Annotated in this window: 28 protein-coding genes; 21 read left to right on the top strand and 7 right to left on the bottom strand. The window is 54.3% G+C overall.

Annotated elements, in window-relative coordinates:
- Positions 1–16: 16 nt before the first annotated feature.
- The 8 genes from ACXI0A_RS07205 (at position 17) to ACXI0A_RS07170 (ending at position 7,695) form a co-directional block, all read left to right on the top strand.
- On the top strand, positions 17–1,090 hold the full coding sequence (locus tag ACXI0A_RS07205; protein WP_476149624.1) for a PhoH family protein: 1,074 nt from the start codon (positions 17–19) through the stop codon (positions 1,088–1,090).
- Entirely contained in the window at positions 1,087–1,560 is a 474-nt protein-coding gene (ybeY, locus tag ACXI0A_RS07200; protein ID WP_224930103.1) for an rRNA maturation RNase YbeY, read from the top strand. Before ACXI0A_RS07205 ends, ybeY begins: the two co-directional genes overlap by 4 nt.
- A gap of 84 nt (positions 1,561–1,644) precedes the next feature.
- Positions 1,645–2,526: a CNNM family magnesium/cobalt transport protein CorC gene (gene corC / locus ACXI0A_RS07195; RefSeq protein ID WP_034829075.1), complete on the top strand. Its 882-nt coding sequence runs from the start codon at positions 1,645–1,647 to the stop codon at positions 2,524–2,526.
- Between the two features lie 4 nt (positions 2,527–2,530).
- Positions 2,531–4,057 (top strand): apolipoprotein N-acyltransferase, encoded by a 1,527-nt coding sequence (gene lnt / locus ACXI0A_RS07190; protein WP_476149626.1) that lies wholly within the window; start codon positions 2,531–2,533, stop codon positions 4,055–4,057.
- Between the two features lie 439 nt (positions 4,058–4,496).
- Positions 4,497–5,390 (top strand): glutamate/aspartate ABC transporter substrate-binding protein, encoded by an 894-nt coding sequence (locus ACXI0A_RS07185; RefSeq protein ID WP_224930109.1) that lies wholly within the window; start codon positions 4,497–4,499, stop codon positions 5,388–5,390.
- A 161-nt stretch (positions 5,391–5,551) separates the two neighbouring features.
- Positions 5,552–6,292 carry an ABC transporter permease subunit gene (locus tag ACXI0A_RS07180; RefSeq protein ID WP_476149627.1) on the top strand — a complete coding sequence of 247 codons (741 nt, stop codon included), beginning with the start codon at positions 5,552–5,554 and terminating at the stop codon, positions 6,290–6,292.
- Positions 6,292–6,969: a glutamate/aspartate ABC transporter permease GltK gene (gltK, locus tag ACXI0A_RS07175; RefSeq protein ID WP_476149629.1), complete on the top strand. Its 678-nt coding sequence runs from the start codon at positions 6,292–6,294 to the stop codon at positions 6,967–6,969. The genes ACXI0A_RS07180 and gltK overlap by 1 nt, the downstream gene beginning before the upstream one ends.
- The gene (locus ACXI0A_RS07170) at positions 6,970–7,695 is read left to right on the top strand and encodes an amino acid ABC transporter ATP-binding protein (RefSeq protein WP_038648298.1); all 726 of its coding nucleotides are present in this window, start codon (positions 6,970–6,972) and stop codon (positions 7,693–7,695) included.
- Positions 7,696–7,790: 95 nt separating this feature from the next.
- On the opposite strand, the gene ACXI0A_RS07165 is transcribed toward ACXI0A_RS07170, so the two are convergent.
- Positions 7,791–8,273: a zinc ribbon-containing protein gene (locus ACXI0A_RS07165; protein WP_476149631.1), complete on the bottom strand. Its 483-nt coding sequence runs from the start codon at positions 8,271–8,273 to the stop codon at positions 7,791–7,793.
- A gap of 343 nt (positions 8,274–8,616) precedes the next feature.
- Between ACXI0A_RS07165 and leuS the strand changes: the two genes are divergently transcribed.
- The 13 genes from leuS to lipA all read left to right on the top strand — a co-directional run bounded on the left by leuS (position 8,617) and on the right by lipA (position 22,145).
- Positions 8,617–11,199, top strand: a complete 2,583-nt coding sequence (leuS, locus tag ACXI0A_RS07160; protein ID WP_476149633.1) for a leucine--tRNA ligase — start codon at positions 8,617–8,619, stop codon at positions 11,197–11,199.
- Positions 11,200–11,213: 14 nt separating this feature from the next.
- Positions 11,214–11,813 carry an LPS assembly lipoprotein LptE gene (lptE, locus tag ACXI0A_RS07155; protein ID WP_476149635.1) on the top strand — a complete coding sequence of 200 codons (600 nt, stop codon included), beginning with the start codon at positions 11,214–11,216 and terminating at the stop codon, positions 11,811–11,813.
- Positions 11,810–12,841 (top strand): DNA polymerase III subunit delta, encoded by a 1,032-nt coding sequence (holA, locus tag ACXI0A_RS07150; RefSeq protein WP_224930126.1) that lies wholly within the window; start codon positions 11,810–11,812, stop codon positions 12,839–12,841. The genes lptE and holA overlap by 4 nt, the downstream gene beginning before the upstream one ends.
- Positions 12,834–13,478, top strand: coding sequence for a nicotinate-nucleotide adenylyltransferase (gene nadD, locus ACXI0A_RS07145; protein ID WP_476149637.1), 645 nt, complete (start codon positions 12,834–12,836; stop codon positions 13,476–13,478). Before holA ends, nadD begins: the two co-directional genes overlap by 8 nt.
- A 91-nt stretch (positions 13,479–13,569) precedes the next feature.
- Positions 13,570–13,887 carry a ribosome silencing factor gene (gene rsfS / locus ACXI0A_RS07140; protein ID WP_038648315.1) on the top strand — a complete coding sequence of 106 codons (318 nt, stop codon included), beginning with the start codon at positions 13,570–13,572 and terminating at the stop codon, positions 13,885–13,887.
- 3 nt (positions 13,888–13,890) lie between these two features.
- Positions 13,891–14,361, top strand: coding sequence for a 23S rRNA (pseudouridine(1915)-N(3))-methyltransferase RlmH (rlmH, locus tag ACXI0A_RS07135; RefSeq protein ID WP_034829053.1), 471 nt, complete (start codon positions 13,891–13,893; stop codon positions 14,359–14,361).
- 34 nt (positions 14,362–14,395) lie between these two features.
- On the top strand, positions 14,396–16,300 hold the full coding sequence (gene mrdA / locus ACXI0A_RS07130; RefSeq protein ID WP_476149640.1) for a peptidoglycan DD-transpeptidase MrdA: 1,905 nt from the start codon (positions 14,396–14,398) through the stop codon (positions 16,298–16,300).
- Positions 16,301–16,308: 8 nt separating this feature from the next.
- Complete coding sequence (mrdB, locus tag ACXI0A_RS07125) at positions 16,309–17,421, top strand: peptidoglycan glycosyltransferase MrdB (RefSeq protein ID WP_476151128.1); 1,113 nt, start codon at positions 16,309–16,311, stop codon at positions 17,419–17,421.
- Positions 17,422–17,431: 10 nt separating this feature from the next.
- On the top strand, positions 17,432–18,526 hold the full coding sequence (rlpA, locus tag ACXI0A_RS07120) for an endolytic peptidoglycan transglycosylase RlpA (RefSeq protein WP_476149642.1): 1,095 nt from the start codon (positions 17,432–17,434) through the stop codon (positions 18,524–18,526).
- A 122-nt stretch (positions 18,527–18,648) separates the two neighbouring features.
- A complete protein-coding gene (gene dacA, locus ACXI0A_RS07115; RefSeq protein ID WP_034829047.1) occupies positions 18,649–19,860 on the top strand; it encodes a D-alanyl-D-alanine carboxypeptidase DacA in 1,212 nt (403 codons plus the stop codon).
- 159 nt (positions 19,861–20,019) lie between these two features.
- Positions 20,020–20,283, top strand: a complete 264-nt coding sequence (gene ybeD, locus ACXI0A_RS07110; RefSeq protein ID WP_034829045.1) for a DUF493 family protein YbeD — start codon at positions 20,020–20,022, stop codon at positions 20,281–20,283.
- A 69-nt stretch (positions 20,284–20,352) separates the two neighbouring features.
- Complete coding sequence (lipB, locus tag ACXI0A_RS07105) at positions 20,353–21,003, top strand: lipoyl(octanoyl) transferase LipB (RefSeq protein WP_476149644.1); 651 nt, start codon at positions 20,353–20,355, stop codon at positions 21,001–21,003.
- A gap of 176 nt (positions 21,004–21,179) precedes the next feature.
- The gene (gene lipA, locus ACXI0A_RS07100; RefSeq protein ID WP_038648336.1) at positions 21,180–22,145 is read left to right on the top strand and encodes a lipoyl synthase; all 966 of its coding nucleotides are present in this window, start codon (positions 21,180–21,182) and stop codon (positions 22,143–22,145) included.
- A 133-nt stretch (positions 22,146–22,278) separates the two neighbouring features.
- Here the strand turns inward: lipA and tatE are convergent, their stop codons facing one another.
- From tatE to ACXI0A_RS07070, 6 genes are all read right to left on the bottom strand, one after another.
- Entirely contained in the window at positions 22,279–22,482 is a 204-nt protein-coding gene (gene tatE, locus ACXI0A_RS07095; RefSeq protein WP_034829040.1) for a twin-arginine translocase subunit TatE, read from the bottom strand.
- Positions 22,483–22,588: 106 nt separating this feature from the next.
- Positions 22,589–23,359, bottom strand: coding sequence for an ATP-binding cassette domain-containing protein (locus ACXI0A_RS07090; protein WP_476149645.1), 771 nt, complete (start codon positions 23,357–23,359; stop codon positions 22,589–22,591).
- Positions 23,356–24,306 carry an amino acid ABC transporter permease gene (locus ACXI0A_RS07085; RefSeq protein WP_479485205.1) on the bottom strand — a complete coding sequence of 317 codons (951 nt, stop codon included), beginning with the start codon at positions 24,304–24,306 and terminating at the stop codon, positions 23,356–23,358. The genes ACXI0A_RS07090 and ACXI0A_RS07085 overlap by 4 nt, the downstream gene beginning before the upstream one ends.
- Positions 24,303–25,190: an ABC transporter substrate-binding protein gene (locus tag ACXI0A_RS07080; protein ID WP_224930149.1), complete on the bottom strand. Its 888-nt coding sequence runs from the start codon at positions 25,188–25,190 to the stop codon at positions 24,303–24,305. The genes ACXI0A_RS07085 and ACXI0A_RS07080 overlap by 4 nt, the downstream gene beginning before the upstream one ends.
- 21 nt (positions 25,191–25,211) lie before the next feature.
- Positions 25,212–26,006: a deaminated glutathione amidase gene (locus ACXI0A_RS07075; RefSeq protein ID WP_476151130.1), complete on the bottom strand. Its 795-nt coding sequence runs from the start codon at positions 26,004–26,006 to the stop codon at positions 25,212–25,214.
- Between the two features lie 2 nt (positions 26,007–26,008).
- Entirely contained in the window at positions 26,009–26,968 is a 960-nt protein-coding gene (locus ACXI0A_RS07070; RefSeq protein ID WP_476149649.1) for an ABC transporter substrate-binding protein, read from the bottom strand.
- Positions 26,969–27,000: the final 32 nt, after the last annotated feature.

Below are 27,000 nucleotides of genomic sequence, written 5' to 3'. Positions count from 1 at the left end.
GACCCAAAGGATTCAATTGAATATCGAAACTCGTGAAATCGCCCTTGAACCGGCCGATAACCGCCGACTGATGAGCCTGTGCGGTCCGTTTGATGACAATGTGAAGCAGCTGGAAAAACGTCTCGGTGTCGAAATCAACCGCCGGGACAATCACTTCAAGCTGGTGGGCCGATCGCTCAGTGTCGACGCGGCCATCAATATTCTGCGCGACCTGTACGTGAGCACCGCGCCTGTGCGTGGCCAAATCCCGGATATTGAACCGGACCAGGTGCATCTGGCGATCAAAGAGAGCCGTGTACTGGAGCAAACCGCCGAAAGCGTGCCGGAGTTTGGTAAAGCCATCCACATCAAAACCAAGCGCGGTGTGATTAAGCCTCGTACGCCAAACCAGGCGCAGTACGTGGCGAACATCCTCGACCATGACATCACCTTTGGTGTGGGTCCTGCGGGTACCGGTAAAACCTATCTGGCGGTTGCCGCTGCCGTTGATGCACTGGAACGTCAGGAAATTCGACGTATTCTGCTAACGCGTCCTGCGGTTGAGGCCGGTGAGAAACTGGGCTTCCTCCCGGGTGACCTGAGCCAGAAAGTCGATCCTTATCTGCGTCCACTCTACGATGCCCTGTTCGAAATGCTCGGCTTTGAGCGCGTGGAAAAGCTGATGGAGCGCAACGTTATCGAAGTGGCTCCGCTGGCTTATATGCGCGGTCGAACGCTCAATGACGCCTTTGTGATTCTCGATGAGAGTCAGAACACCACCACCGAACAGATGAAGATGTTCCTGACCCGTATCGGCTTCAACTCCAAAGCGGTGATCACCGGTGACGTCACGCAGATTGACCTGCCGCGCAGCACCAAATCCGGCCTGCGCCATGCCATTGAAGTATTGGCGGAAGTCGATGAAATCAGCTTTAACTTTTTCCACAGCGAAGACGTGGTGCGTCATCCGGTTGTCGCACGTATCGTGAATGCTTATGAAGCATGGGAAGAAGCCGACCAGAAACGCCGTGACAAACTGGCAGAAGAGCGCAAGCGTGAAACGCTGACGACTCAACTTGCTACCCCATCCAGCCCGCAGGAGCCTTCATGAGCGCGGTGATTTTAGATCTACAGTTGGCTTGTGCCGATGAAAATGGCCTGCCAGCCGAAACCGCTTTCCAGCGCTGGCTTGAAGCCGCAGTAACGCCTTTCCAGCCGGAAAGTGAAGTGACCATCCGTCTGGTGGATGAGGCAGAGAGCCATGAGCTTAATCTGACTTATCGCGGTAAAGATAAGCCGACCAACGTGCTCTCTTTCCCGTTTGAAGCGCCACCGGGAATTGAACTGCCACTGCTGGGCGATCTGATTATTTGTCGTCAGGTTGTTGAGCAAGAAGCGGAAGAACAAGGCAAAACCGTTGAAGCCCACTGGGCACATATGGTGGTCCACGGCACGCTACATCTGCTGGGCTATGACCATATTGAAGATGAAGAAGCCGAAGAAATGGAGGCGCTGGAGACCGAGATAATGCTTGCTCTTGGTTATCCTGACCCGTACATTTCGGAGAAAGAAGACGCCTGAGCCCATTAGGTTCAGGTTATTGCGCTGCTGGCGCGGATGCCAGCAGTTACTTTCCCTCACCAGAGAGAACGAAATAAAAACGCCATGAGCGACGACCATTCTCAAAACAGCGACGCACCCAGTAGTAAAAAGGGATTTTTCTCCCTGTTAATTAACCAACTTTTTCACGGTGAACCTAAAAACCGTGATGAGCTACTGGGACTGATCCGCGATTCTGAGCAAAAAGAGCTGATCGACCAGGATACCCGCGACATGCTCGAAGGGGTACTGGATATTGCCGAGCAGCGCGTGCGTGACATCATGATCCCGCGCTCCCAGATGATCACCCTTAAACGCAACCAAAGCCTTGAAGAGTGCCTTGCGGTCATTATTGATTCCGCCCACTCACGCTTCCCGGTGATCAGCGAAGATAAAGACCACGTCGAAGGCATTTTGATGGCCAAAGACCTGCTGCCGTTTATGAGCAGCGCGTCTGAGCCTTTCAGCATTGAGAAAGTGCTGCGCACCGCCGTGGTGGTGCCTGAAAGTAAGCGTGTCGACCGCATGCTGAAAGAGTTCCGTTCCCAGCGCTATCATATGGCGATCGTCATTGACGAATTCGGCGGCGTTTCCGGACTGGTGACGATTGAAGACATCCTCGAATTGATTGTCGGCGAAATTGAAGATGAGTATGACGATGAGGAAGATCGTGATATCCGTCAGTTGAATCGCCACACCTACACAGTGCGTGCGCTTGCGCCTATCGAAGATTTTAACGAGGTATTTGGTACCAGCTTCAGTGATGACGAAGTGGATACCATTGGCGGTCTGGTGATGCAGGGATTCGGCCACCTTCCCGCGCGCGGTGAAAGTATCGACATTGATGGTTACCAATTCAAAGTCGCGATGGCCGACAGCCGCCGTATCATCCAGGTGCATGTGAAAATTCCGGAAGATTCTCCACAACCGCAACTCGAAGACGAATAATTATATGGCATTAGCCTCTCTCTACTCGCAGCAGCGGGTTCGCCTGCTGCTGGCTTTGATTACGGGTGCCGTTGGCACCCTTTCCTTTTCTCCCTACGATTTTTGGCCTGCCGCATTAGTTTCCCTGGCGGGTCTGCAGCTGTTGCTGCTGGATCGTCGCAGCCCACAAGCTGCTGCCATTGGCTTCGTCTGGGGCTTTGGTCTGTTCGGCAGTGGCATTAACTGGGTTTACGTCAGCATCGCCACCTTTGGCGGTATGCCTGGCCCGGTTAACGTCTTCCTGGTGATATTGCTGGCCGCTTACCTCGCCATCTATCCGATGCTATTTGCGGCGGTGCTCAATCGCCTGTGGCCGCGCGCATCTATATGGCGTCTGGTGCTGGCCGCACCGGCACTGTGGCAAATCAGCGAATTCCTGCGTGGCTGGATCCTCACCGGATTCCCGTGGCTGCAGTTCGGCTATAGCCAGATCGATGGCCCGCTCAAAGGTCTTGCACCGCTGGCGGGCGTTGAGACCATCACTTTCCTGATGATGGTGATCGCCGGTCTGCTGGTGCATGCGCTTTACCACCGCACGGTGAAAAGCCTGATTGCGGCAGTCGTGTTATTGGTGCTGCCATTACCGCTGCGCATGTTGCAGTGGTATCAGCCATTGCCGGAACGCAGCGTGGATATCGCCATGGTGCAAGGTAACATCCCGCAATCCATGAAGTGGGATCCGCAACAGTTGCTGAATACGCTACGCGTGTATACCTCTTACAGCCAGCCTTACATGGGCAAAGCGCCGATCATCATCTGGCCAGAATCCGCCATCACTGACCTGGAAAGCAACCAGCAGCCGTTCCTGAAATCGCTGGATGCTGAACTCCGCGCGCGCGGCAGTACGCTGATTACCGGCATTGTCGATTCGCGTGTTGAAGGCGACAACCGTTACCACGATTACAACTCCGTGATTGTTTTAGGTGGTGACCAGCCCTACAGCTATCAAAGCCACAACCGTTATCAGAAGAATCATCTGGTGCCGTTTGGTGAGTTTGTGCCGCTGGAAGACCTGCTGCGTCCACTGGCGCCATTCTTCGACCTGCCAATGTCATCGTTCAGCCGTGGTGCCTACGTGCAACCGCAGTTAAAGGTGGCGGGTTATGACCTCACTAGCGCAATCTGCTACGAGATTGTGTTGGGTGAGCAAGTGCGGGCCAACTTCCGTCCTGACACCAACTTCCTGCTCACCGTGTCCAACGATGCCTGGTTTGGTCATTCCATCGGCCCGTGGCAGCACTTCCAGATGGCGCGTATGCGTGCGCTGGAGCTGGGCCGTCCGCTGTTGCGATCGACGAACAATGGCGTCACGGCGGTGGTAAATGCCAACGGTGATGTTGAAAAAGAGATCCCGCAGTTCACGCGTGACGTGCTGGAAGCCAAAGTCACTCCGACCACCGGTGAAACCCCTTATGCTAAAGCGGGCATCTGGCCGGTGTGGATTCTGACGCTGATTGGCTTGGTGCTGGCGATAATGCGTCGCCGGCACTGACACCCCGATCACATTTTGACAGGCGAAGTGCTCACTTCGCCTTTTTTTTGCGCTGTTTTCCGCTCCCCTCGGCTACGCTTTACCAGATTCTCTGCTGGCTTTTTTGCGCATTCCACCGTGCTGGCACGATCATTGCTATTTATTTCAGTGGTTTTCTAAACATCAGCGGTTTGTCAGCGTAATGCCATGTTCACGCACTACTATCTGGCACTGACACGCACCGAAACGGCGCAATGGCTTTTTATTGCCTCTTATTGGTGCGGAGCGGCTCGCAAAAAACAAACTTTTTTGTTTCATTGCGTTAACAATTCGCTATGTTAATCACTATCCTGCGCGCAGTTGCGCTAAGGGATAACTAAAAAAGCAGCACGAAATACACACAACATCACAATCTGCGCAGTTTATGTTCTGCGCGACATCCATTCAAAGGAGTAGGAACATGCAGACACGCAAAGTGGCATTATCTCTTCTGCTGTTGGGAGCAGCAGCGGGAGCGGCCCAGGCGGAAGATCTCACCGGCACCCTGAAAAAAATTAATGATAGCGGCGTGATCGTCGTTGGGCATCGTGAGTCATCAGTTCCCTTTTCTTACTACGACAACCAGCAAAAAGTAGTGGGCTACTCGCAGGATTATTCCAACGCCATCGTGGCGGCGATCAAAGCCAAGCTGAACAAGCCTGATCTGCAGGTGAAAATGCTGCCGATCACTTCTCAAAACCGTATTCCACTGCTACAGAACGGCACTTACGATTTTGAATGTGGTTCTACCACCAATAACCTGGAACGCCAGCAACAAGCGGCCTTCTCCGACACAGTCTTCATCATCGGTACCCGTCTGCTGGTGAAAAAAGGCGGCGACATCAAAGATTTCGCTGACCTGAAAGGCAAAACCGTTGTCGTGACCTCCGGTACCACTTCTGAAGTTCTGCTGCACAAGCTGAACGACGAGAAGAAAATGGATATGCGCATCATCAGCGCCAAAGACCATGGCGATTCTTTCCGTACGCTGGAAACCGGTCGTGCCGTGGCATTTATGATGGATGATGCCTTGCTGGCAGGTGAGCGCGCGAAAGCCAAGAAACCAGACAACTGGGAAATTACCGGCACTCCACAGTCAAAAGAAGCTTACGGCTGCATGCTGCGTAAAGAAGATCCGCAGTTCAAACAGCTGATGGATGACACCATTGCCAAAGCGCAGACCTCAGGCGAAGCGGGCAAATGGTTTGAAACCTGGTTCAAACAGCCGATTCCACCAAAGAATCTGAACATGAACTTCGAGCTGTCATCTGACATGCAAGCGCTGTTCAAAGCACCAAACGATAAAGCACTCTGAATTAACAACGACAACAAGGGCAGTTCTGCTGCCCTCTCGATTGCTGAACACGCGGTGCGGACAGACAAACTGTAACAGGCCGTTCCCCTGAAACAGTCAGCAAGACACCGCTCAACAATCTTATGGGTAGCCTCGCTACCCTTTTTTTACCGGAGCTCGTTATGGGTATCGATTGGAACTGGGGCATCTTTTTACAACAGGCCCCGTTCGGCAATACGACTTACCTTGGCTGGCTGTGGTCCGGATTTCAGGTAACCATTGCGGTTTCCTGCTGCGCCTGGATTATCGCCTTCCTGGTAGGTTCCTTCTTTGGCATTCTGCGTACCGTGCCTAATCGACTGCTGTCGACCATTGGCACCTGCTACGTGGAGCTGTTTCGTAATATCCCGTTGATCGTCCAGTTCTTCTTCTGGTATCTGGTAGCACCAGAACTGGTTGGTGAGAAACTGGGGATGTGGTTCAAAGCCGAGCTGGATCCTAATATTCAGTTCTTTGTTTCCTCGACCATTTGCCTGGGCTTGTTTACTGCAGCCCGCGTGTGTGAACAGGTTCGTGCCGCGATTCAATCCCTGCCGCGCGGTCAGAAAAATGCGGGTCTGGCGGTCGGCCTCACGCTGCCACAAACCTATCGCTACGTATTGCTGCCTAATGCCTACCGCGTGATTGTGCCGCCGATGACCTCGGAAATGCTGAACCTGGTGAAAAACTCGGCCATCGCTTCGACCATTGGTCTGGTGGATATGGCGGCGCAGGCCGGTAAGTTGCTCGACTACTCGGCACACGCCTATGAATCTTTCACCGCCATCACCCTGGCTTATGTAGGCATCAACCTGGTGATCATGCTGATTATGAGTTTGGTAGAACGTAAAATTCGCCTGCCCGGCAATCTGGGAGGCAAATAATGTACGATTTTGACTGGAGTTCAATTCCTCCAAGCCTGCCCTATTTGTGGAACGGCCTGATCATTACCTTCAAAATCACCGCCGTTGCGGTGGTGTTCGGCATTATCTGGGGCACCATTCTGGCGGTGATGCGTCTGTCGCCGTTCGCGCCGATTCGCTGGTTCGCCAAGCTGTACGTCAACCTGTTCCGCTCGGTGCCGCTGGTGATGGTACTGCTGTGGTTCTATCTGGTGGTGCCCGCATTACTGCAACAAGTATTGGGACTGTCGCCTAAAACCGACATTCGCCTGATTTCTGCCATGATCGCTTTTGCCCTGTTTGAAGCGGCCTACTACTCGGAAATCATCCGTGCCGGTATTCAGAGTATCTCGCGTGGGCAGTCGCATGCTGCATTGGCGCTGGGTATGACGCACTGGCAGTCGATGCAACTGATCATGCTGCCGCAGGCGTTCCGCGCTATGGTGCCGCTGCTGCTGACGCAGGGCATCGTATTGTTCCAGGATACCTCGCTGGTGTATGTCTTGAGCCTGGCTGACTTCTTCCGCACTGCCTCCACCATTGGCGAACGTGACGGTACCCAGGTTGAAATGGTTCTGTTTGCCGGTCTGGTCTACTTCGTGATCAGCCTGAGCGCTTCGCTGTTGGTTAGCTATCTGAAAAGAAAGAGGACGGTTTAAATGATTAGCCTGAAAAATGTTTCTAAGTGGTATGGTCACTTTCAGGTGCTGACCAACTGCTCCACCGAAGTGAAAAAAGGTGAAGTGGTGGTGGTTTGCGGTCCGTCTGGCTCAGGTAAGTCTACGCTGATCAAAACCGTGAACGGTCTGGAACCGGTGCAGGAAGGCAGCATTCAGGTTAACGGTACCGAAGTGAACAACAAGAAAACCAACCTGGCGCAACTGCGCAGCAAGGTCGGCATGGTGTTCCAGCACTTCGAACTGTTCCCGCATCTGAGCATTGTCGATAATCTGGTGCTGGCGCAGGTGAAAGTGTTGAAGCGTGATAAAGCCGCTGCACGTGAGAAAGGCCTCAAGCTGCTGACGCGTGTTGGTCTGGCTGCACATGCTGAGAAGTTCCCTGGACAGCTTTCTGGCGGCCAGCAGCAGCGCGTGGCGATTGCCCGTGCGTTGTGCATGGATCCGATTGCCATGTTGTTCGATGAACCGACCTCAGCGCTCGACCCAGAGATGATCAACGAAGTACTGGACGTGATGGTTGAGCTGGCGAACGAAGGCATGACCATGATGGTGGTCACGCACGAGATGGGCTTTGCGCGCAAAGTAGCTAATCGCGTGATCTTTATGGACGAAGGGAAAATTGTTGAAGACACCAATAAGGATGACTTCTTCAATAATCCGCAGTCTGACCGTGCGAAAGACTTCCTCGCCAAGATCCTGCATTAATTAGTGTGATAAATGCGCCGCGACAACAATGTGCCTGTTGTTCATCAACAATGCACGATTGTCGCGGCGCGGTTCATCGCGCTGATGGCAAAATATTAAGGCTCAAAAGGCTGACGCTGGAAATGATCGTGCCCGCATTCCGGGCAACGCGTCAGGCTCTCCGGGGTGTAAATCGCACGCGTGAATCCACACTTCTCACACACCAGATTCCCTAACCCCACCACTTCACCGCTCTGATAAACGCCATGATGGCGCAAATCCTGAAACACTTCGCGCCACTCAAGCTGACTTTTGTCGGTGATATCCGCCAGCTCTTTCCACACGCTTTCGCGGATTACCCGCAGAAACACCGAATCGCCGAGCACATCTGAGGATTCCTGGTAGCTCAGCGCAAACTCATGTAAATCGCGCCTGACCGCCCGCATCACCTCATTCACTTCAGATGAGGTCAGCGTATTTTTTGCGACTAAATCCTGCCGCGCCTCGGCGACCAGCGCATCGACATCGCGCTCGCCCTGCTCCAGCCGTTGGGTTAATGCCGCTATCGTTGCACGATACTCCTGCGCCACGTTATTCATTTTGTTCTCCTTTCCGCGGGAATAGCTGATAGTAAGTTTAGCTGTTCTGTCATATTTGCCGTGTCGAAAGCGGAGTAAATCGCAAAAGGGTGAAAGCGGCGGCGCATTGATTAGAAATCCGGCCGTCTGGGGCGTGAAATGTTGTTGAGGAAGGGGCTTATGGGTATGCTATGCGGATCTAAATGTATGCGAACCCGTCATACTTCAAATCACAGGTGCGTTGGCTGCACGTGTTCACTTCGTCACTTACTTCGGTAAGCGCCAGTGTATTCACACCTTTGCCGCCTTCCCGTGACGCGAAATATTCAGGGTTAACGATTTTCATAAAGGACCACAGGCAGCCATGCAAGAGCAATACCGCCCGGAAGAGATAGAATCCCGCGTCCAACAGCACTGGGACGAAAACGAAACCTTTAAAGTGACCGAGCAGGAAGGCAAAGAGAAATACTACTGCCTTTCCATGCTGCCCTATCCTTCTGGCCGTCTACACATGGGCCACGTGCGTAACTACACCATTGGCGATGTGATTGCGCGTTATCAGCGCATGCTGGGTAAAAACGTCCTGCAGCCGATTGGCTGGGATGCGTTTGGTCTGCCAGCTGAAGGCGCTGCGGTAAAAAATAACACCGCACCTGCGCCATGGACTTATGACAACATCGAATACATGAAGAACCAGCTCAAACTGCTGGGCTTTGGCTATGACTGGAGCCGTGAATTGGCCACCTGCCAGCCAGAGTACTATCGCTGGGAGCAGTGGTTCTTCACTAAGTTGTACGAAAAAGGCATGGTCTATAAAAAGACCTCGGCGGTGAACTGGTGTCCACACGACCAAACCGTGCTGGCCAACGAACAGGTTATCGACGGCTGCTGCTGGCGCTGCGACACCAAAGTTGAGCGCAAAGAAATTCCACAGTGGTTCGTGAAAATCACCGCTTATGCGGAAGAACTGCTTAACGATCTGGATAAGCTGGAAGACTGGCCTGAAACGGTCAAGACCATGCAGCGTAACTGGATTGGCCGTTCTGAAGGCGTGGAAATCACCTTTGATGTGGCGTACAGCGAAGAGAAGTTGACCGTATATACCACGCGTCCTGACACCTTCCTCGGTGCGACCTACGTTGCTGTGGCAGCCGGTCACCCGCTGGCGCGTCAGGCTGCGGCCAGCAACCCTGCTCTGTCTGACTTTATCGCTGAATGCAGCACCACCAAAGTGGCTGAAGCGGATATGGCGACGATGGAGAAGAAAGGCATGGCCACCGGCCTGTTTGCTATCCATCCGCTGACGGGCGAAGAGATCCCAGTCTGGGTCGCTAACTTTGTCCTGATGGAATACGGCACCGGCGCAGTGATGGCCGTTCCAGGCCACGACCAGCGTGACTGGGAGTTCGCCACCAAGTACAACCTGAACATCAAGCCAGTGATCCTGAATCTGGATGGTTCAACGCCTGATCTGAGCGAAGCGGCGATGACCGACAAAGGCGCGCTGTTCAACTCTGGTGAGTTCAACGGGCTGGATCATCAGGCAGGCTTCAACGCCATTGCTGAAGCGCTGGCCGCGAAAGGCGTCGGCGTGCGTAAAGTGAACTATCGTCTGCGCGACTGGGGTGTATCCCGTCAGCGTTACTGGGGTGCACCAATTCCAATGGTGACGCTGGAAGACGGCACTGTGATGCCAACACCAGAAGATCAGCTGCCGGTGATTCTGCCGGAAGATGTCGTCATGGACGGTATCACCAGCCCAATCAAAGCCGATCCTGAGTGGGCGAAAACCACGGTCAACGGCCAGCCTGCGCTGCGCGAGACCGATACCTTCGACACCTTTATGGAGTCGTCCTGGTACTACGCGCGTTACACCTGCGCTAACTATAACGAAGGCATGCTGGATCCGGCCGCAGCAAACTACTGGCTGCCGGTCGATCAGTATGTGGGTGGTATTGAACACGCCATCATGCACCTGATGTATTTCCGCTTCTATCACAAGCTGCTGCGCGATGCGGGCCTGGTGAACTCTGATGAGCCAGCCAAACGTCTGCTGTGTCAGGGCATGGTACTGGCCGATGCGTTCTATTACACCGGTACCAGCGGCGAGCGTAACTGGGTTTCTCCGGTTGATGTCACCGTTGAGCGCGATGATAAAGGCCGCATCACCAAGGCTGTCGATAACGCGGGCCGTGAAGTGGTTTATGCCGGCATGAGCAAGATGTCGAAGTCAAAAAACAACGGCATCGATCCACAGCTGATGGTTGAACGTTACGGTGCTGATACCGTGCGTCTGTTCATGATGTTTGCTTCACCAGCCGAAATGACGCTGGAATGGCAGGAATCTGGCGTTGAAGGTGCGAACCGCTTCCTGAAGCGTGTGTGGAAACTGGCCTACGAACACGTGGCTAAAGGCGCTACCGTTGCGCTGGACCTCAATACACTGAACGACGATCAGAAAGCGCTGCGTCGCGATCTGCACAAAACCATCGCCAAAGTCGCTGATGATGTCGGTCGTCGCCAGACCTTCAATACCGCTATCGCAGCCATTATGGAGTTGATGAACAAACTGACCCGTGCCCCGCAGGAAAGCGAGCAAGATCGCGCTCTGATGCAGGAAGCGCTGGTGGCGGTTGTCCGTCTGCTGTATCCGTTCACGCCGCACGCCAGTTATGTTCTGTGGCAAGCGCTGGGCGGAGAAGGTAACGTAGATGAAGCCAGCTGGCCGGTTGCGGATGAATCCGCCATGGTAGAAGATTCATTGCTGGTCGTTGTGCAGGTGAATGGCAAAGTGCGCGGCAAAATTACCGTTGCGCCGGATGCTACGCAGGAGCAGGTTCAGGCGCGTGCTGCGCAGGAGCATATTGTGGCGAAATATCTGGAAGGCGTCACACTTCGTAAAGTGATTTATGTCCCTGGCAAACTGCTTAACCTGGTCGTAGGTTAAGTTCAGGAGGAACTGTGCGACAACTGATTATCAGGCTGTTTGTCCTGCTTGCGGTGATGATCACTGCAGGCTGTGGTTTTCACCCGCGCGGTACCACTGCGGTGCCGCAAGAAATGAAGACGCTAATCGTTCAGACTGGCGATCCTTATGGACCGCTGGCGCGTGTTGTGCGTCAACAACTGCGCATTAACAACGTCAATATCGTTGAAGATAGTGATGCGAATACGGCGGAATACCCCACTTTGCGTCTTGGGGCGGCAAGAACTGGACGAGACACTGCATCGGTGTTCATCAGCGGAACCACAGCTGAATACTCACTGGTGATGACTGTTACCGCACAGGTCGTAGTTCCGGGTAAGGGTATCTATCCGATTAGCACAACTGTGTATCGTTCCTTCTTCGATAACCCTAACGCCGCACTGGCGAAAGATGCTGAACAATCGATGATTTATGAAGAGATGCGTCAGCGTGCCGCCGAGCAACTGGTGCGTAAGCTGTTAACGGTTCATGCCGCGCAGGAAAGCAACAAAGACACATTGCCACAGCCGGAGATCATCGCACCGGGTGAGAATTCACCAGAAGTGTCGTCTTCGTCAGCAACCAGTCTGCAATGATCAGGATTTATCCTGAACAACTGAGCGCGCAGCTTCGTGAGGGGCTGCGCGCCTGTTATTTTCTGACCGGTAATGAACCGCTGCTGATTCAGGAAAGTGCGGATGCCATTCGTACGGTTTCCGCTTCTCAAGGCTTTGAAGAACACTTCAGTGTCACTCTCGATGCGCAAACCGACTGGGATGCGATCTTTACCAGCTGTCAGGCACTCAGCCTGTTCACTCAGCGCCAGACCTTAACCCTGCAACTGCCGGAAAACGGTGCCAATGCGGCGATGGCCGAGCAACTGGTTAAACTAGCCAGCCTGCTGCACAGCGATATCCTGCTGGTGCTGCGCATGGCAAAACTGACCAAAGCGCAGGAAAATAGCGCCTGGTTTAAAGCGCTCAGCGCCCATGCCGTGCTGGTTCCCTGCCAGACGCCCGAACAAGCGCAGTTGCCACGTTGGGTCGCCAGCCGCGCCAAAGCCATGAAGTTGAGTGTTGATGACGCAGCGATTCAGCTGCTGTGCTACTGCTATGAAGGCAATCTGCTGGCGCTGGCACAGGCGCTGGAACGTCTGTCACTGCTGTGGCCAGATGGCAAACTCACCCTGCCCCGCGTTGAAGACGCGGTGAATGACGCTGCACACTTTACGCCATTCCACTGGGTCGATGCCTTGCTGGCGGGCAAAAGTAAGCGCGCCCTGCATATTCTGCATCAGCTGGAAAAAGAAGACGCTGAAGTGGTGATTTTGCTGCGTACTCTGCAACGTGATTTACTGACGCTGCTGCATTTGCAGCGCAATCAGGCCAAACAGGGTCTGCGTACGCTGATGGATCAACAACGCATCTGGCAGAACCGTCGCGCGCTGTTTACTGATGCGCTACAACGCCTTGATGCACGCCGTCTGCAACGCGCCGTGCATCTGCTCGCCGAACTGGAACTGACCATGAAGCAGGACTACGGTCAGAATCTTTGGCCGCAGCTCGAGACATTGTCGCTGCTGCTATGCCACCGCGATTTTCCCCTGAGCTTTACTGATGTCTAAACTCTACGCGCTGTTCGGCGGCACCTTCGACCCAATCCACTTTGGGCATCTGCGCCCGGTGGAAGCACTGGCGCAGCAGGTGGGGCTGAAAAAGGTCACGCTGCTGCCGAATAACGTGCCACCACATCGCCCACAGCCCGAAGCCAGCGCCCGGCAACGCGTGGAGATGTTGCGCTGTGCCATTGCGACCCGCCCACTGTTTGATATTGATACGCGTGAGCTGGAGCGGGATACGCCGTCATGGACGGTCGCAACCCTTGAAGCATTGCGTGCGGAACGCGGCGCAGAACAGCCCCTCGGGTTTATCATCGGACAAGATTCTCTGCTAACGTTAGCCAAATGGCATCGCTGGCAGGATCTCCTCTCTCTGTGCCATCTGTTGGTGTGCCAACGGCCAGGCTATGCGACGCAGATGGAAACACCTGAGATGCAGCAATGGCTGGATGTGCATCGGGCGCAGCACGCAGAACAGTTGCATCATTCACCGGCAGGTCGTATCTGGCTGGCGGATACGCCGCTGTTTGACATCTCCGCCACGGAAATACGCCAGCGTCGTCACCAGGGGCAATCCTGCACCGATCTACTGCCCGACGAAGTTATCGATTATATCGATCGCGCTGGCTTATATCGCGGTTGATCGTTGCGTGCTATACTGCGCCGCTTCATTTTAGGCTATGTTTTCCGGGCGTTCAGCCTGCTCGTAATCACCTGTTTTTAAGGGGAACCTTTTGCAAGGTAAAGCACTCCAAGATTTCGTTATTGATAAGATTGATGATATCAAAGGCCAGGACATCATTGCTGTTGATGTTCAGGGCAAATCAAGTATCACCGATTGCATGATCATCTGCACCGGCACGTCGACGCGTCACGTTGTTTCGATCGCCGATCACGTGGTGCAGGAATCCCGTGCCGCGGGTTTGAAACCGCTGGGCGTCGATGGTAAAGCTGCCGCTGATTGGGTGGTGGTTGACCTCGGCGAAGTGATCGTACACGTGATGCAGGAAGAGAGCCGCCAGCTGTATGAGCTGGAAAAGCTCTGGAGCTAAGCCTTGAAACTGCAGCTTGTCGCCGTCGGCACAAAAATGCCCGACTGGGTTCAGACCGGTTTCATGGAGTATCTGCGCCGCTTCCCCAAGGATATGCCGTTTGAACTGACCGAAGTGTCCGCGGGTAAACGTGGCAAGAACGCTGACATCAAGCGCATCCTGGAAAAAGAGGGTGAAGCGATGTTAGCGGCCGTCGGTAAAGGCAATCGCATCGTCACGCTGGATATTCCAGGGCAGCCGTGGGAAACCCCACAGCTGGCGCAACAGCTTGAGCGCTGGAAACAGGATGGCCGCGATGTCAGCTTGTTAATTGGCGGTCCGGAAGGACTGGCACCGGCATGCAAAGCCGCTGCCGAGCAGAGCTGGTCGCTGTCCACGTTGACGCTGCCACATCCGCTGGTGCGTGTGCTGGTTGCAGAAAGCCTGTATCGTGCCTGGAGCATCACCACGAATCATCCTTATCACCGTGAATAAACGCCTGACAACCTCCAGACAATAAACGCAGCGGATGAAATTACAGAGCAACGCCTTTCGCGATTATACTGCCGAACAGAAACTCTTCGTCCGCCGGGCTTTGGTGGCTTTTGTTGGCATCTTCCTGCTCTCCAGCGTGCTGGTGGTCAACCTCTATCATCTGCAAATCCTGCGATTCGACGATTACAGCACTCGTTCAAATGAGAACCGCATCAAGCTGGTGCCCGTGGCACCCAGCCGCGGCATCATCTTTGATCGCAACGGCGTCCCGCTGGCGCTGAACCGCACCATTTATCAGGCCGAACTGGTACCCGAAAAAGTTGATGACCTGAAGCAGACGCTGCAGGCCCTGCGCCCAATTCTGGATCTCACTGACGACGATCTCGACGCCTTTGAAAAAGAGCGTAAGCGCTCACGCCGCTTCACCTCCATTCCGGTTAAAACCGCGCTCAACGAAGTGCAGGTGGCGCGTTTCGCCGTCAATCAGTATCGCTTCCCCGGCGTGGAAGTGAAGGGTTATCAACGCCGCTATTACCCTTACGGCCAGACGCTGACGCACGTGGTGGGCTACGTCTCTAAAATTAACGACCGCGACGTTAAACGCCTCGATGATGAAGGTAAATGGCCTAACTATGCGGCAACGCATGATATCGGCAAGTTGGGTATCGAAAATTATTATGAAGATGTGCTGCATGGCAAAACCGGCTATGAAGAGGTTGAAGTTAACAACCGCGGTCGGGTGATCCGCCAGTTGCATGAGCAATCTCCGCAGGCTGGTCGCGATATCTATCTGACCGTTGATCTGAAACTGCAGCAGTACATCGAAACCCTGTTAACCGGCAGCCGTGCGGCAGTGGTGGTAAGCGATCCGCGCACCGGTGAAATTCTGGCGCTGGTGTCCAACCCCAGCTACGACCCCAATTTGTTTGTCGATGGTATCTCCACCAAGGATTACAAAGCCCTGCTGAGTGATGAGAACCGTCCACTCTACAACCGCGCGCTACAGGCATCCTACCCACCCGCCTCTACGGTGAAACCTTATGTTGCCGTCTCTGCGCTAAGTGCAGGGGTGATTAACCGCAATACCAGCCTGTTTGATCCCGGCTGGTGGCAGTTGCCGGGGTCGGAAAAGCGCTACCGCGACTGGAAAAAATGGGGACACGGGCGTTTAAATGTCACCAAATCGCTGGAAGAATCTGCCGATACCTTCTTCTATCAGGTCGCCTACGACATGGGCATTGATCGCCTGTCCGAGTGGATGACCAAATTTGGCTATGGCCATCGCACCGGCATCGATTTGCCGCAGGAAAGTCCCGGCAACATGCCAACGCGTGAATGGAAACTGAAGCGCTTTAAGAAGCCGTGGTATCAGGGTGACACCATTCCGGTGGGCATTGGTCAGGGTTACTGGACCGCAACGCCGATACAAATGAACAAAGCCATGATGATTCTGATCAATGACGGCATCATCAAAGTGCCGCATTTACTGCGCGCCACCCGTGAAGGCCAGGCCATGGTGCCTTATCGCCAGCCGCCAGATGCACCGATTGGCGACATCCACTCGGGATACTGGGAAATTGCCAAAGATGGTATGTACGGCGTGGCCAACCGCGCTAACGGTACGGCGCACAAGAGCTTTGCTGATGCGCCTTACAAAATCGCCGCGAAATCCGGTACTGCGCAGGTGTTCGGTCTGAAAGAGAACGAAACCTATAACGCGCACAAAATTGCCGAACGCTTGCGTGACCATAAATTGATGACGGCTTTCGCGCCTTACGACAAACCGCGCGTCGCCGTGACCATGATTCTGGAGAACGGCGGTGCCGGCCCTGCAGTGGGTACGGTGATGCGCCAGATTCTCGACCACATAATGTTAGGCGATAACAATACCGTGCTGCCTGAAGCTGCACCGACGCCGCCTGGCTACGAAGGTGAATAAAGATGTCCATGAACGATAGCCCGCAGAAAAGATCGATCTGGACGCGTATCCATATCGATCCCCTGTTTATGCTGATTATCCTTGCGTTGCTGGCTTACAGCGCCATCGTTATCTGGAGCGCCAGCGGTCAGGATCCGGGCATGATGGAGCGCAAGCTCGGTCAGATTGCCATGGGTGTCATCATTATGCTGGTGATGGCGCAAGTGCCACCGCGCGTCTATGAAAGCTGGGCGCCCTATCTCTATATCGTCTGCGTCATCTTGCTTATCGCGGTAGATGCTTTCGGTCATATCAGTAAAGGCGCACAGCGCTGGCTGGATCTCGGCTTCGTGCGCTTCCAGCCCTCCGAAATAGCCAAAATTGCGGTTCCGTTGATGGTCGCACGGTTTATTAACCGTGATGTCTGTCCGCCAACGCTGAAAAACACCGGTATTGCGCTGGTGCTGATCTTCATGCCGACGCTGTTAGTGGCAGCCCAGCCAGACCTCGGCACCTCGATTCTGATCGCGGCATCCGGCCTGTTTGTGCTGTTCCTGTCGGGGATGAGCTGGAAGCTGATCGCCGTGGCGGTGCTGCTGGTGGCGGCCTTTATCCCGGTGCTGTGGTTCTTCCTGATGCATGATTATCAGCGCGACCGCGTGATGATGCTGCTCGATCCAGAGAGTGACCCGCTCGGTGCCGGTTATCACATTATTCAGTCCAAGATTGCGATAGGTTCGGGTGGCTTGCGTGGTAAAGGCTGGCTGCATGGCACCCAGTCACAGCTGGAGTTTTTGCCTGAGCGTCACACCGACTTTATCTTTGCGGTACTGGCAGAAGAACTCGGCCTGGTCGGGGTATTAGTCTTGCTGGTGCTGTATCTGCTGCTGATTTTGCGCGGCCTGATTGTTGCGGCGCGCGCGCAAACGACCTTTGGTCGCGTGATGGCCGGTGGTTTGATGTTGATTTTATTCGTCTATGTTTTCGTTAACATTGGTATGGTAAGTGGTATCTTACCCGTGGTCGGTGTTCCGCTGCCGCTGGTGAGCTATGGCGGATCGGCGTTGATTGTATTAATGGCCGGATTTGGCATCGTGATGTCGATCCATACTCATCGAAAAATGTTATCTAAAAGCGTTTAAGAGGCTGCACATGCGTAAGGATTGGCTTGGGGTTGCACTGGCATCATTGCTACTGGCTGCCTGTTCCGCACCGGAACAGCAGAATAATACTGCGCCACCACAGCCGGCCTATAATGGCCCGGTGGTGGAAATCCCGGGCGTTGAACCGCGCTATGAACCCATCAATCCTTCTACCAGCCAGGATTACAGCGTTAATGGTAAAAATTATCGCGTGATCAAAGATCCTTCGAATTACAGCGAAGTTGGACTGGCCACCTGGTACGGTGCAGAAGCGCAAGGCAATCGCACGGCGATTGGCGAATCCTACGATCCGGAAGCCATGACGGCAGCGCACCCTACTTTGCCACTGCCAAGTTATGTGCGCGTCACTAACCTCGCCAATGGTCGCCAGATCGTGGTGCGTGTTAATGACCGTGGCCCGTATACCCCCGGCCGCATCATTGACCTGTCTCGCGCGGCAGGCGACCGTTTGAATATCTCGAATAATTCGCGTGTTCGCGTGGATTACATCAAAGTCGCACCGGATGGTTCTGTTTCCGGCCCCGGCACCATTGGTACCACGGTGGCGAAGCAGAGCTACGCCCTGCCCGCGCGCCCAGACCTTAACGGCGGCATGGTGATGATGGGCGGCAGTAGCACCAATACCACGCCAGCCCCTGCGCCACAGGATGTTCGCGCAGTCGATAACAGCACCCTGCAGAGCAACGGTGGCCTCGGTGCGCCGGTGCAGAGCAGCGGTTTCCTCGGCGCGCCTCAGCCTTTAGCAAACGGCGTGCTGGAAGGCAGTGAACCGACAGCCGCGCCTGTGCAGGCAACGTCTGCTGCGCCTGTCGCGGCACCGGTTTCTGCACCAGTCAGTCAGAGTGCACACACTGCCGGTGGTTACGTGGTGCAGGTCGGTGCAGTCAATGATGCGGCGCGCGCCCGTCAACTGGCGACCAGCCTGGGTAAACGTTTTGGCGTGCCGGGTAACGTGGAAGCCAATGGCAATGTTTATCGTATTCAACTCGGCGGTTACAGCAGCCGGGCGGAAGCCGCAGCGTTACAACAGCGTCTGACCACTGAAGCACAGATGAGCTCATTTATTACTACTGCCCGTCCTTAATGTCACGGGCAGTTACCTTTACTGCTGAAACTGATTTGCAAAGCAAGATGTCGCCCGATCGGGCGTTTGCTATAGTAAGGCACTTTTTTCACTCTTAGCCCACGGATGTTGTAGTCCTTAACATGAATACGCTGAAACCCTCTCGTTTTCTGAAACGCCTGACAGTGGGATCACTGGTCGCCCTTTCTCTCAGCCATGCCGCCTTTGCGGACGATGTTAACCTTAAGACGATGATCCCGGGCGTCCCGGAAATCGATGCTGAAGCTTATGTGCTGATCGATGCCAACTCCGGCAAAGTCCTGGCTGAAAAGAACGCCGATGCACGCCGTGATCCAGCCAGCCTGACCAAAATGATGACCAGTTACGTGATTGGTCAGGCGGTCAAAGCGGGCAAAATCCATAACGACGACATCGTCACCGTAGGTAAAGATGCATGGGCAACCGGTAATCCGGTGTTCAAAGGCTCTTCACTGATGTTCCTGAAGCCAGGCGATCGTGTACCGGTTTCTCAGCTGACGCGCGGTATCGTGCTGCAGTCAGGGAATGATGCCTGTGTAGCGATGGCCGATTACGTTGCCGGCAGCCAGGATGCATTTGTTAGCCTGATGAACAACTACGTTGGCGCGTTAGGTCTGAAAAACACCCACTTCCAGACGGTGCACGGTCTGGATGCTGAAGGCCAGTACAGCTCGGCGCGTGATATGGCGCTGATCGGTCAGGCACTGATTCGTGATGTGCCGGACGAATATTCGGTCTACCGTGAAAAAGAGTTCACCTTCAACAATATCAAACAGATGAACCGTAATGGTCTGCTGTGGGATACCAGCCTGAACGTGGACGGCATCAAAACCGGTCACACTGACGCGGCAGGTTACAACCTGGTGGCTTCTGCGACTGAAGGACAGATGCGTCTGATCTCTGCCGTCATGGGCGGTCACACCTATAAAGGTCGTGAAACCGAAAGCAAAAAACTGCTGACCTGGGGCTTCCGTTTCTTCGAGACCGTGGCGCCACTGAAAGCAGGTAAAGAGTTCGCCTCTGAGCCGGTCTGGTTTGGTAACAGCGATCGCGTCCAGCTTGGCGTTGAAAAAGATGCCTACCTGACGATTCCACGCGGCCGTATGAAAGACCTGAAAGCCAGCTACGTGCTGACCAACACCGAACTGCATGCTCCGCTGCAGAAAAACCAGGTGGTGGGTAGCATCAACTTCCAGCTGGATGGCAAAACCATCGAACAGCGCCCGCTGGTCGTCCTGAACGAAGTGCAGGAAGGCGGGTTCTTCAGCCGTATCATTGATTACATCAAACTGATGTTCCATCACTGGTTTGGCTAAGACGCTTGAAAAATCGTCTGTCTGATACCATATAATTAGAAACCCCCGTTTCAAACGTATAGGGGAGGCTGGAAAGCCTCCCTTATCGATTTTTATGCACCACCTGTAGTAGGGGCGGCCTGCGGGCTGCTCTTCTCAATTTTAAGCACCGGAGCCAACATGAAAACCAAACTGAATGAACTGCTCGAATTCCCTACCCCCTTCACCTATAAAGTAATGGGTCTGGCGCAACCGGAGCTGGTTGATCAAGTGGTTGAAGTGGTGCAGCGCCATGCACCCGGCGACTATACCCCGGCAGTGAAACCGAGCAGCAAAGGTAACTACCACTCGGTTTCAATCACCATTACCGCAACCCATATCGAACAGGTAGAAACCCTGTACGAAGAACTGGGTAACATCGATATCGTGCGCATGGTTCTGTAATACCCGCGCTGGCAAAGGCGGCTTTGCCAGCGTTATACTCAGCCCTTCACTCTCTACCGGATCTCCGTTTTGTCAGCTAACACGCTTCTTGTTCGTCAACTGGGCCAGCGCGACTGGCAGCCTGTCTCCGATGCGATGCATCAGTTTACCGATCAACGTGACAACAGCACTGCCGATGAAATCTGGCTGGTGGAACATCATCCGGTGTTTACCCAGGGCCAGGCAGGCAAAGCCGAACATCTGCTGATGCCGGGCGATATTCCGGTGGTACAGAGCGATCGTGGCGGTCAGGTGACCTATCACGGGCCTGGGCAGCAGGTGATGTACGTTTTGATTGATATTAAACGTCATAAAATCGGCGTCAGAGAGCTGGTCACCGCGCTGGAGGAAACCGTGATCGCCACCCTGGCGGATTATGGTATCGCTGCGCGCGCACGTGCTGACGCACCCGGCGTGTATATCGGCGATGACAAAGTGTGCTCATTGGGATTACGCATCCGTAAAGGGTGCTCCTTCCACGGTCTGGCACTGAACGTGGCGATGGATCTGGCGCCTTTCCTGCGCATCAACCCCTGCGGCTATGCCGGGATGCGTATGACACAGCTCAGCGAAAAGCAGCCAGGCGTGACACCTGCTGATGTGCAGCCACGTTTAGTGCAACATTTCGCCCGTTTAACCGGCTTTAGCCAACTGAAATGGCAAAATGAAACCGCGGTCTGACCTTGACTGTCTGTGCTCATTTACAAAATTGTAACTTTAGCGCTCGCATATCGGCTGCTTATGCGCAGACGAAATGATATAATTTTTGCCATATTTTCAAATAAAGTTGAAAGCCTGGTTCTCAGTTTGAGTGAGGAAGCTTTCAAATCGCAATCCCGACCGGAACCTGCAGATTTATGAGTAAACCAATTCAGATGGAACGTGGCGTCAAGTATCGCGATGCCGACAAAATGGCGCTGATCCCGGTGAAAACTGTGATGGTCGAGCGTGAAGAAATTCTGCGTAAGCCGGAGTGGATGAAGATTAAACTGCCTGCGGATTCCAGCCGCATTCAGGGTATCAAAGCCGCCATGCGCAAAAATGGTCTGCATTCGGTGTGTGAAGAGGCCTCCTGCCCTAACCTCGCAGAGTGTTTTAACCACGGCACCGCCACCTTTATGATCCTCGGCGCGATTTGTACGCGTCGTTGTCCGTTCTGCGACGTCGCACACGGCCGTCCGAATATGCCTGATGCCAACGAACCGCTGAAACTGGCACAAACCATTGCCGATATGGCGCTGCGTTATGTGGTGATCACCTCGGTTGACCGCGACGATCTGCGCGACGGCGGGGCTCAGCACTTTGCGGATTGCATCACTGCCATCCGTGAGAAAAGCCCAACTATTAAAATCGAAACGCTGGTGCCTGACTTCCGTGGCCGTATGGATCGTGCGCTGGAAATCCTTACCGCCACGCCACCAGATGTGTTCAACCACAACATGGAAAACGTGCCGCGCGTTTACCGTCAGGTGCGTCCAGGCGCTAACTATGACTGGTCACTGAAGCTGCTGGAGCGTTTTAAAGAAGCGCATCCGGATGTGCCAACCAAGTCTGGCCTGATGGTCGGATTGGGTGAAACCAATGCGGAAATCGTTGAAGTGATGCGTGACCTGCGTCGTCATGGTGTCACCATGCTCACCCTCGGCCAGTACTTGCAGCCAAGCCGCCATCACTTACCGGTACAGCGCTATGTTAGCCCGGCAGAGTTTGATGAGATGAAAGAAGAAGCCATGGCGATGGGCTTCACCCACGCGGCCTGTGGCCCGTTCGTACGTTCTTCTTATCACGCGGATATGCAGGCTAAAGGGCTGGAAGTGAAATAATCGGTTCTGCGGGTGTGATGCCCGCAACCAGGCATTTTTTTACCCGTGCCAAAAAACAAAAACCAGACTGGAAGCAGTCTGGTTTTTTTATCAACGTCATAAATATTTACACTTATTGACGTTTGAAGTGAGATTACTCTTTGTGGCTCACGCGTTCAGCCGGCGCTTCTTCAGCGGTGCTTTTGGTTGCGGTGGATTCATCGTCTTTCATGGCTTTCTTGAAGCCTTTAATGGCGGAACCCAGATCACCACCCAGTGAACGTAACTTGTTGGTACCAAACAGCAGTACAATAAGTGCACCGATGATCAGCAGTTTGGCAATGCTGAAACCTTCCATACTTTACCTTCAACCTTAGCGAAAAACAGACATGACTATTAACGCGCAGTTTATCAGCTGTCTCAACTGGAATCTGTAACAGATTACGATCAACATCCGCGCAACATTAAATAAAGCGGCTCAAAAATGCCTGCGTACGCGGGTGCTGCGGATGGCTAATCACCTGCTCCGGCGTCCCCTGTTCAACCACCACACCGCCATCCATAAACACCACGCGATCCGCCGCCTCTCGTGCAAAGCCAATCTCATGCGTCACCACGATCATGGTTAACCCGCGATCGGCCAGCGTGCGCATCGTCGCCAGCACTTCGCCCACCAGCTCGGGATCCAACGCTGAAGTCGGCTCATCAAACAGCATCAGCGCCGGTTTGATGGCTAACGCACGAGCAATCGCCACGCGCTGCTGTTGCCCGCCGGAAAGATGACGTGGCCATGCATCGGCTTTATCACTTAATCCTACCGTCGTCAGCAGCTCGCGCGCATGCTGTAGTGCCTCCTGGCGTGGAAACTTGTGCACACCGATGGGCGCTTCGATGATGTTCTGCAGCACGGTCATGTGCGGATAGAGGTTGAACTGCTGAAACACCATGCCGATTTTCTGACGCTGGTGAGCTATTCGCCGTGCCGACAAGCGATGCAGAATCCCGCGCTTCAATTCGTAGCCGATCTGCTCGTCACCGACCATGATGGAACCGGCATTCATATCTTCCAGATGGTTGATGCAGCGCAGGAAGGTCGACTTACCCGAGCCCGATGGCCCGAGAATCACCACCACTTCGCCGGGAAACACATCCAGATCGATACCTTTTAATACTTCGTTATCGCCATAGCTCTTATGGACATTGCGCGCACGCACCAGCGGCTGAACCTCACTCATACATCCTCCTTCAGCTGATGTGTCGCTGCGACAGCCGTGTCTGCCCGACGTTTATTCACCACGGTACGTTTGGTGCCGCGTGCGTAGTAGCGTTCAATCGCTGACTGCCCAATATTCAGGATCGAAGTGATCAGCAGATACCAAATCACGGCCACCATCAGCATCGGGATAATTTCAAAGGTGCGGTTATAAACGGCCTGCACCGAGTAAAGCAGATCGCCCATGGCTATCACGCTTACCAGCGACGTCGCTTTGATCATACTGATCAGCTGATTGCCGGTCGGTGGAATGATGGATCGCATCGCCTGCGGAATGATGATGCGGCGCAGCGCACGACTGCGGCTCATGCCAAACGCCTGAGTGGTTTCCACCTGTCCCTGATCCACGGACAACAGCCCGGCGCGGATGATCTCGGCCATGTAGGCCGCTTCATTGAGGGCCAGTCCGGCAAATGCAGCGGTCAGCGGCGTAATCAGATCGTTGGTATTCCAGCTGGCGAAGGTGATGTCCGTCCAGGGTACGGTAATCGAAATGTTCGGAAACAGCGTCGACAGGTTGTACCAAAAGATAAGCTGCACCAGCAGCGGCGTACCCCGGAAAAACCAGATATAGAGCGACGAGATACCGCTCAGCAGCTTATTTTCCGAAAGACGCCACACCGCCAGCAACAGGCCCAGCAGCGTACCAAGGATCATCGAGACCACCGTCAGCCCGAGCGTCACCTGCAGCCCTTTCATCACCGAGCCTTCGGTGAACCACTGCATCACCACTTTCCATTCAAAATTGGGATTGGTCGCCACCAGCCAGAGGAAGTTGGCCGCGACCACCAGTACCACAATCCATGAGATCCAGCGTCCATAGGTGGGCGCACTGCGGGCGAAAGCGACATCGCGCTGCTGCACGTTGGCCTTATCCCTGGCTCGCGTATTGTGGGTGACCGGATTCATTTTGCTGTCCCCTGCGCCAGATTACGACCCGGCTGCTGCAAGATATTGCCGTCGAGTTTCCACTTCTTCATGATCGCCGCGTAGGTGCCGTTGGCGAACAGCTCTTTATAGGCGTCGAGAACTACATTGCCCAGTTCGGAACCTTTTGGTACCACCGTGCCCTGGAAAATATCGCCAAAGCCGTTTTTCTGCCCTTTACCGGAAAGCTCCAGCTGGCCATTGGCTTGATCGATAAAGTAAGTCAGCGGTGCCTGTGAAGAGAAGAATGCATCAGAACGCTTAGAGCGTACTGCCAGAATCGATGAAGGCTGGTCGGTAAAGGATTGCACCACCACCGCTGGCTTGCCCGCGGCGACGCAGGCATCTGACTGCTTACGAATCACCTGCTCGGCAGAACCGGCCGCCATCACGGCGATACGCTTGCCGCAGGTGTCTTCCAGACCATTAATCTTCGCTGGATTGCCCTTCTGCACGCCGAACACCACGAATTCCTGCACAAAATCGATGAAATCGACTTTCTGCTGACGATCCGGGTAATCGCCAATCGGCCCAATCGCCATCTGATAACGGCCAGAATTGATACCAGCCAAAACACCTGACAAACCGCTCACCGTGGCATGTTCAATTTTTACGCCCAGCAGCTGAGCCAGTGCATTCGTCAGATCTGCAGAGGCGCCGTCCATCGAATGTGGTCCGTTAACGATCTCATACGGAGGAAAAGAGCCGTTATTTACCGAAATCATTTTCCCGGCGCTTTTAATCTCTGCTGGCAGGCGGTCATGCAGCGCCTGATCGACTTTCTGCGTTGGGATCGTCTCCGCTGCCTGCACCGCGCTGACCGTCAGCCCCAGAGCCAACGCTATTGCTGTTGTTAATTTATTCATGTGCCAGTTCCCCAAAATCTATCAAAGTGGTTTCAGTTCAGGACGAGCAAAACGGCGGTTTTCCAGCACCGGCAGTACGCTGCGCGCGTAGGCAATGCGTTGCGGATCGAGGTCAGCGAACACCAGCGCCGCCGACTCTGGCGCTTTGGCAATTGCTACGCCGAGGGGATCGATTACCAGGCTATTACCAATATTGCGCGGACCACACTCACCCACGGCCACCATGTAACAGGTGTTTTCCAGCGCACGTGCGGTACACAGCAATTCCCAATGCATCTCTTTCAGCGGGCCTTTGACCCACGCAGCAGGCAATACCAGCACATCAGCACCGTCCAGCACCAGACGGCGCGCCAGCTCTGGGAAGCGCACGTCATAGCAGGTCATCAGGCCCACTTTCATTCCCGCCACTTCCACCAGCGGTGGGATTTCGTTGCCTGGATTCACGCGCTGCGACTCCTGCATCGCAAACGCATCATAAAGATGCAGCTTTTCGTAGGCGGCGATCAGTTCACCGTTACGCATCGCGATCAGCACATTGAGCGCTTTGTTGCCCTCTGTCGGCACGTGCACGCTCATCATGGTGGTTAAATCGTTACCCTTACTCACCGCCAGCAGCTGTGTGATGAAAGGACCATCCAGCGGCTGTGCGGCTTTCAGTACCAGATCAGGGTCGGCAATATCACGCGCCAGCACGCCTTCTGGCAGGACCAGTAAATCCGCGCCTCCGGCCAGTGCATTGTTCATTAAACCGATGCAGATATCGGTGTTTTCCTGCCATTCACGGCTGACAGCAAACTGCCCCATTGCAACTTTCATCATCACTCCCCTTGCGCTGCAGCCGGGAAAATCGCTTCCGGCGTCAGTAATGTTTTGGTTAAGCCTTGCTGGAACAGCTCGTTAGCAAAATCGGCGATCATCTTTTTGTTAGCGGAGAATCCGTTTTGATTCCAGTCCGCCGGTAATTCCTGCGCGGTGCGTCGCAAATCATCCAGCAGCCACGGCGTGGTGTCGGCGTATTTCTCGCGTTTCTGCATCCACATCTGGTAAGAACGATCGATGATGTCGCTCAGCGCCTGCGGCAGCCAGGGGTGCATTTCCGCCAGTGCTGGTTTCATCGCCAGCAAATGGATGCCCGGCACGTAGCCGACGCGGTTGAAGTAGTCACGCTCAGCAGTCACAAAGTCGTTTTGCAATTGACGCAGGCCAGAATTCTTCAGGAAGAAACCTTCCGGCATAAACGGCGTGAACACCGCATCCAGCTCACCAGACTTCAGCAGGTCGATCAGCGGACGTTCGCCCAGTGCAGGTTCAATGCGGCCCGGACGACCGAAGCCTGCAAGGCGATCAACAATCGGATGTTCTTCGGTCAAACGTCCAGCAAACCAGTACGCATCATCGATCTCCACGCCGGCTTCACGCAGCACGGTGCGCGTCCAGGTATTGCCAGAATCCTGCCAGCCGGTTACACCGATTTTCTTGCCTTTCAGCTGTGCTGGCGTGGTAATTGGGCTGTCGGCGGTGGTGATGATGCAGCGCTGGCGGAAGCCGCGCATCAGGAAATGCGGCAGGCCGAGCAGTGAGTTATCGCCTCTGGCGCATGCCTGAGCATAGCGGCTGAATGACACTTCACCCGCATCGTATTTATCGCTGGTGGCGAGGTTATCAACCAGTGTGCCAACGCGATCGATCTCCAGCGTAAAGCCTTCCGGTTTGATATCGCCGAGTGCCAGCGGGGTGAAATAATCCCAGTCACGCACCGCCAGTCTGATGGTTACCATAATTGTGCTTTCCCCGTTTTCGGCCAGAGATC

This window comes from Pantoea sp. C1E2, assembly GCF_056491465.1.
This window is presented reverse-complemented; position numbering and strand designations above follow the sequence as displayed.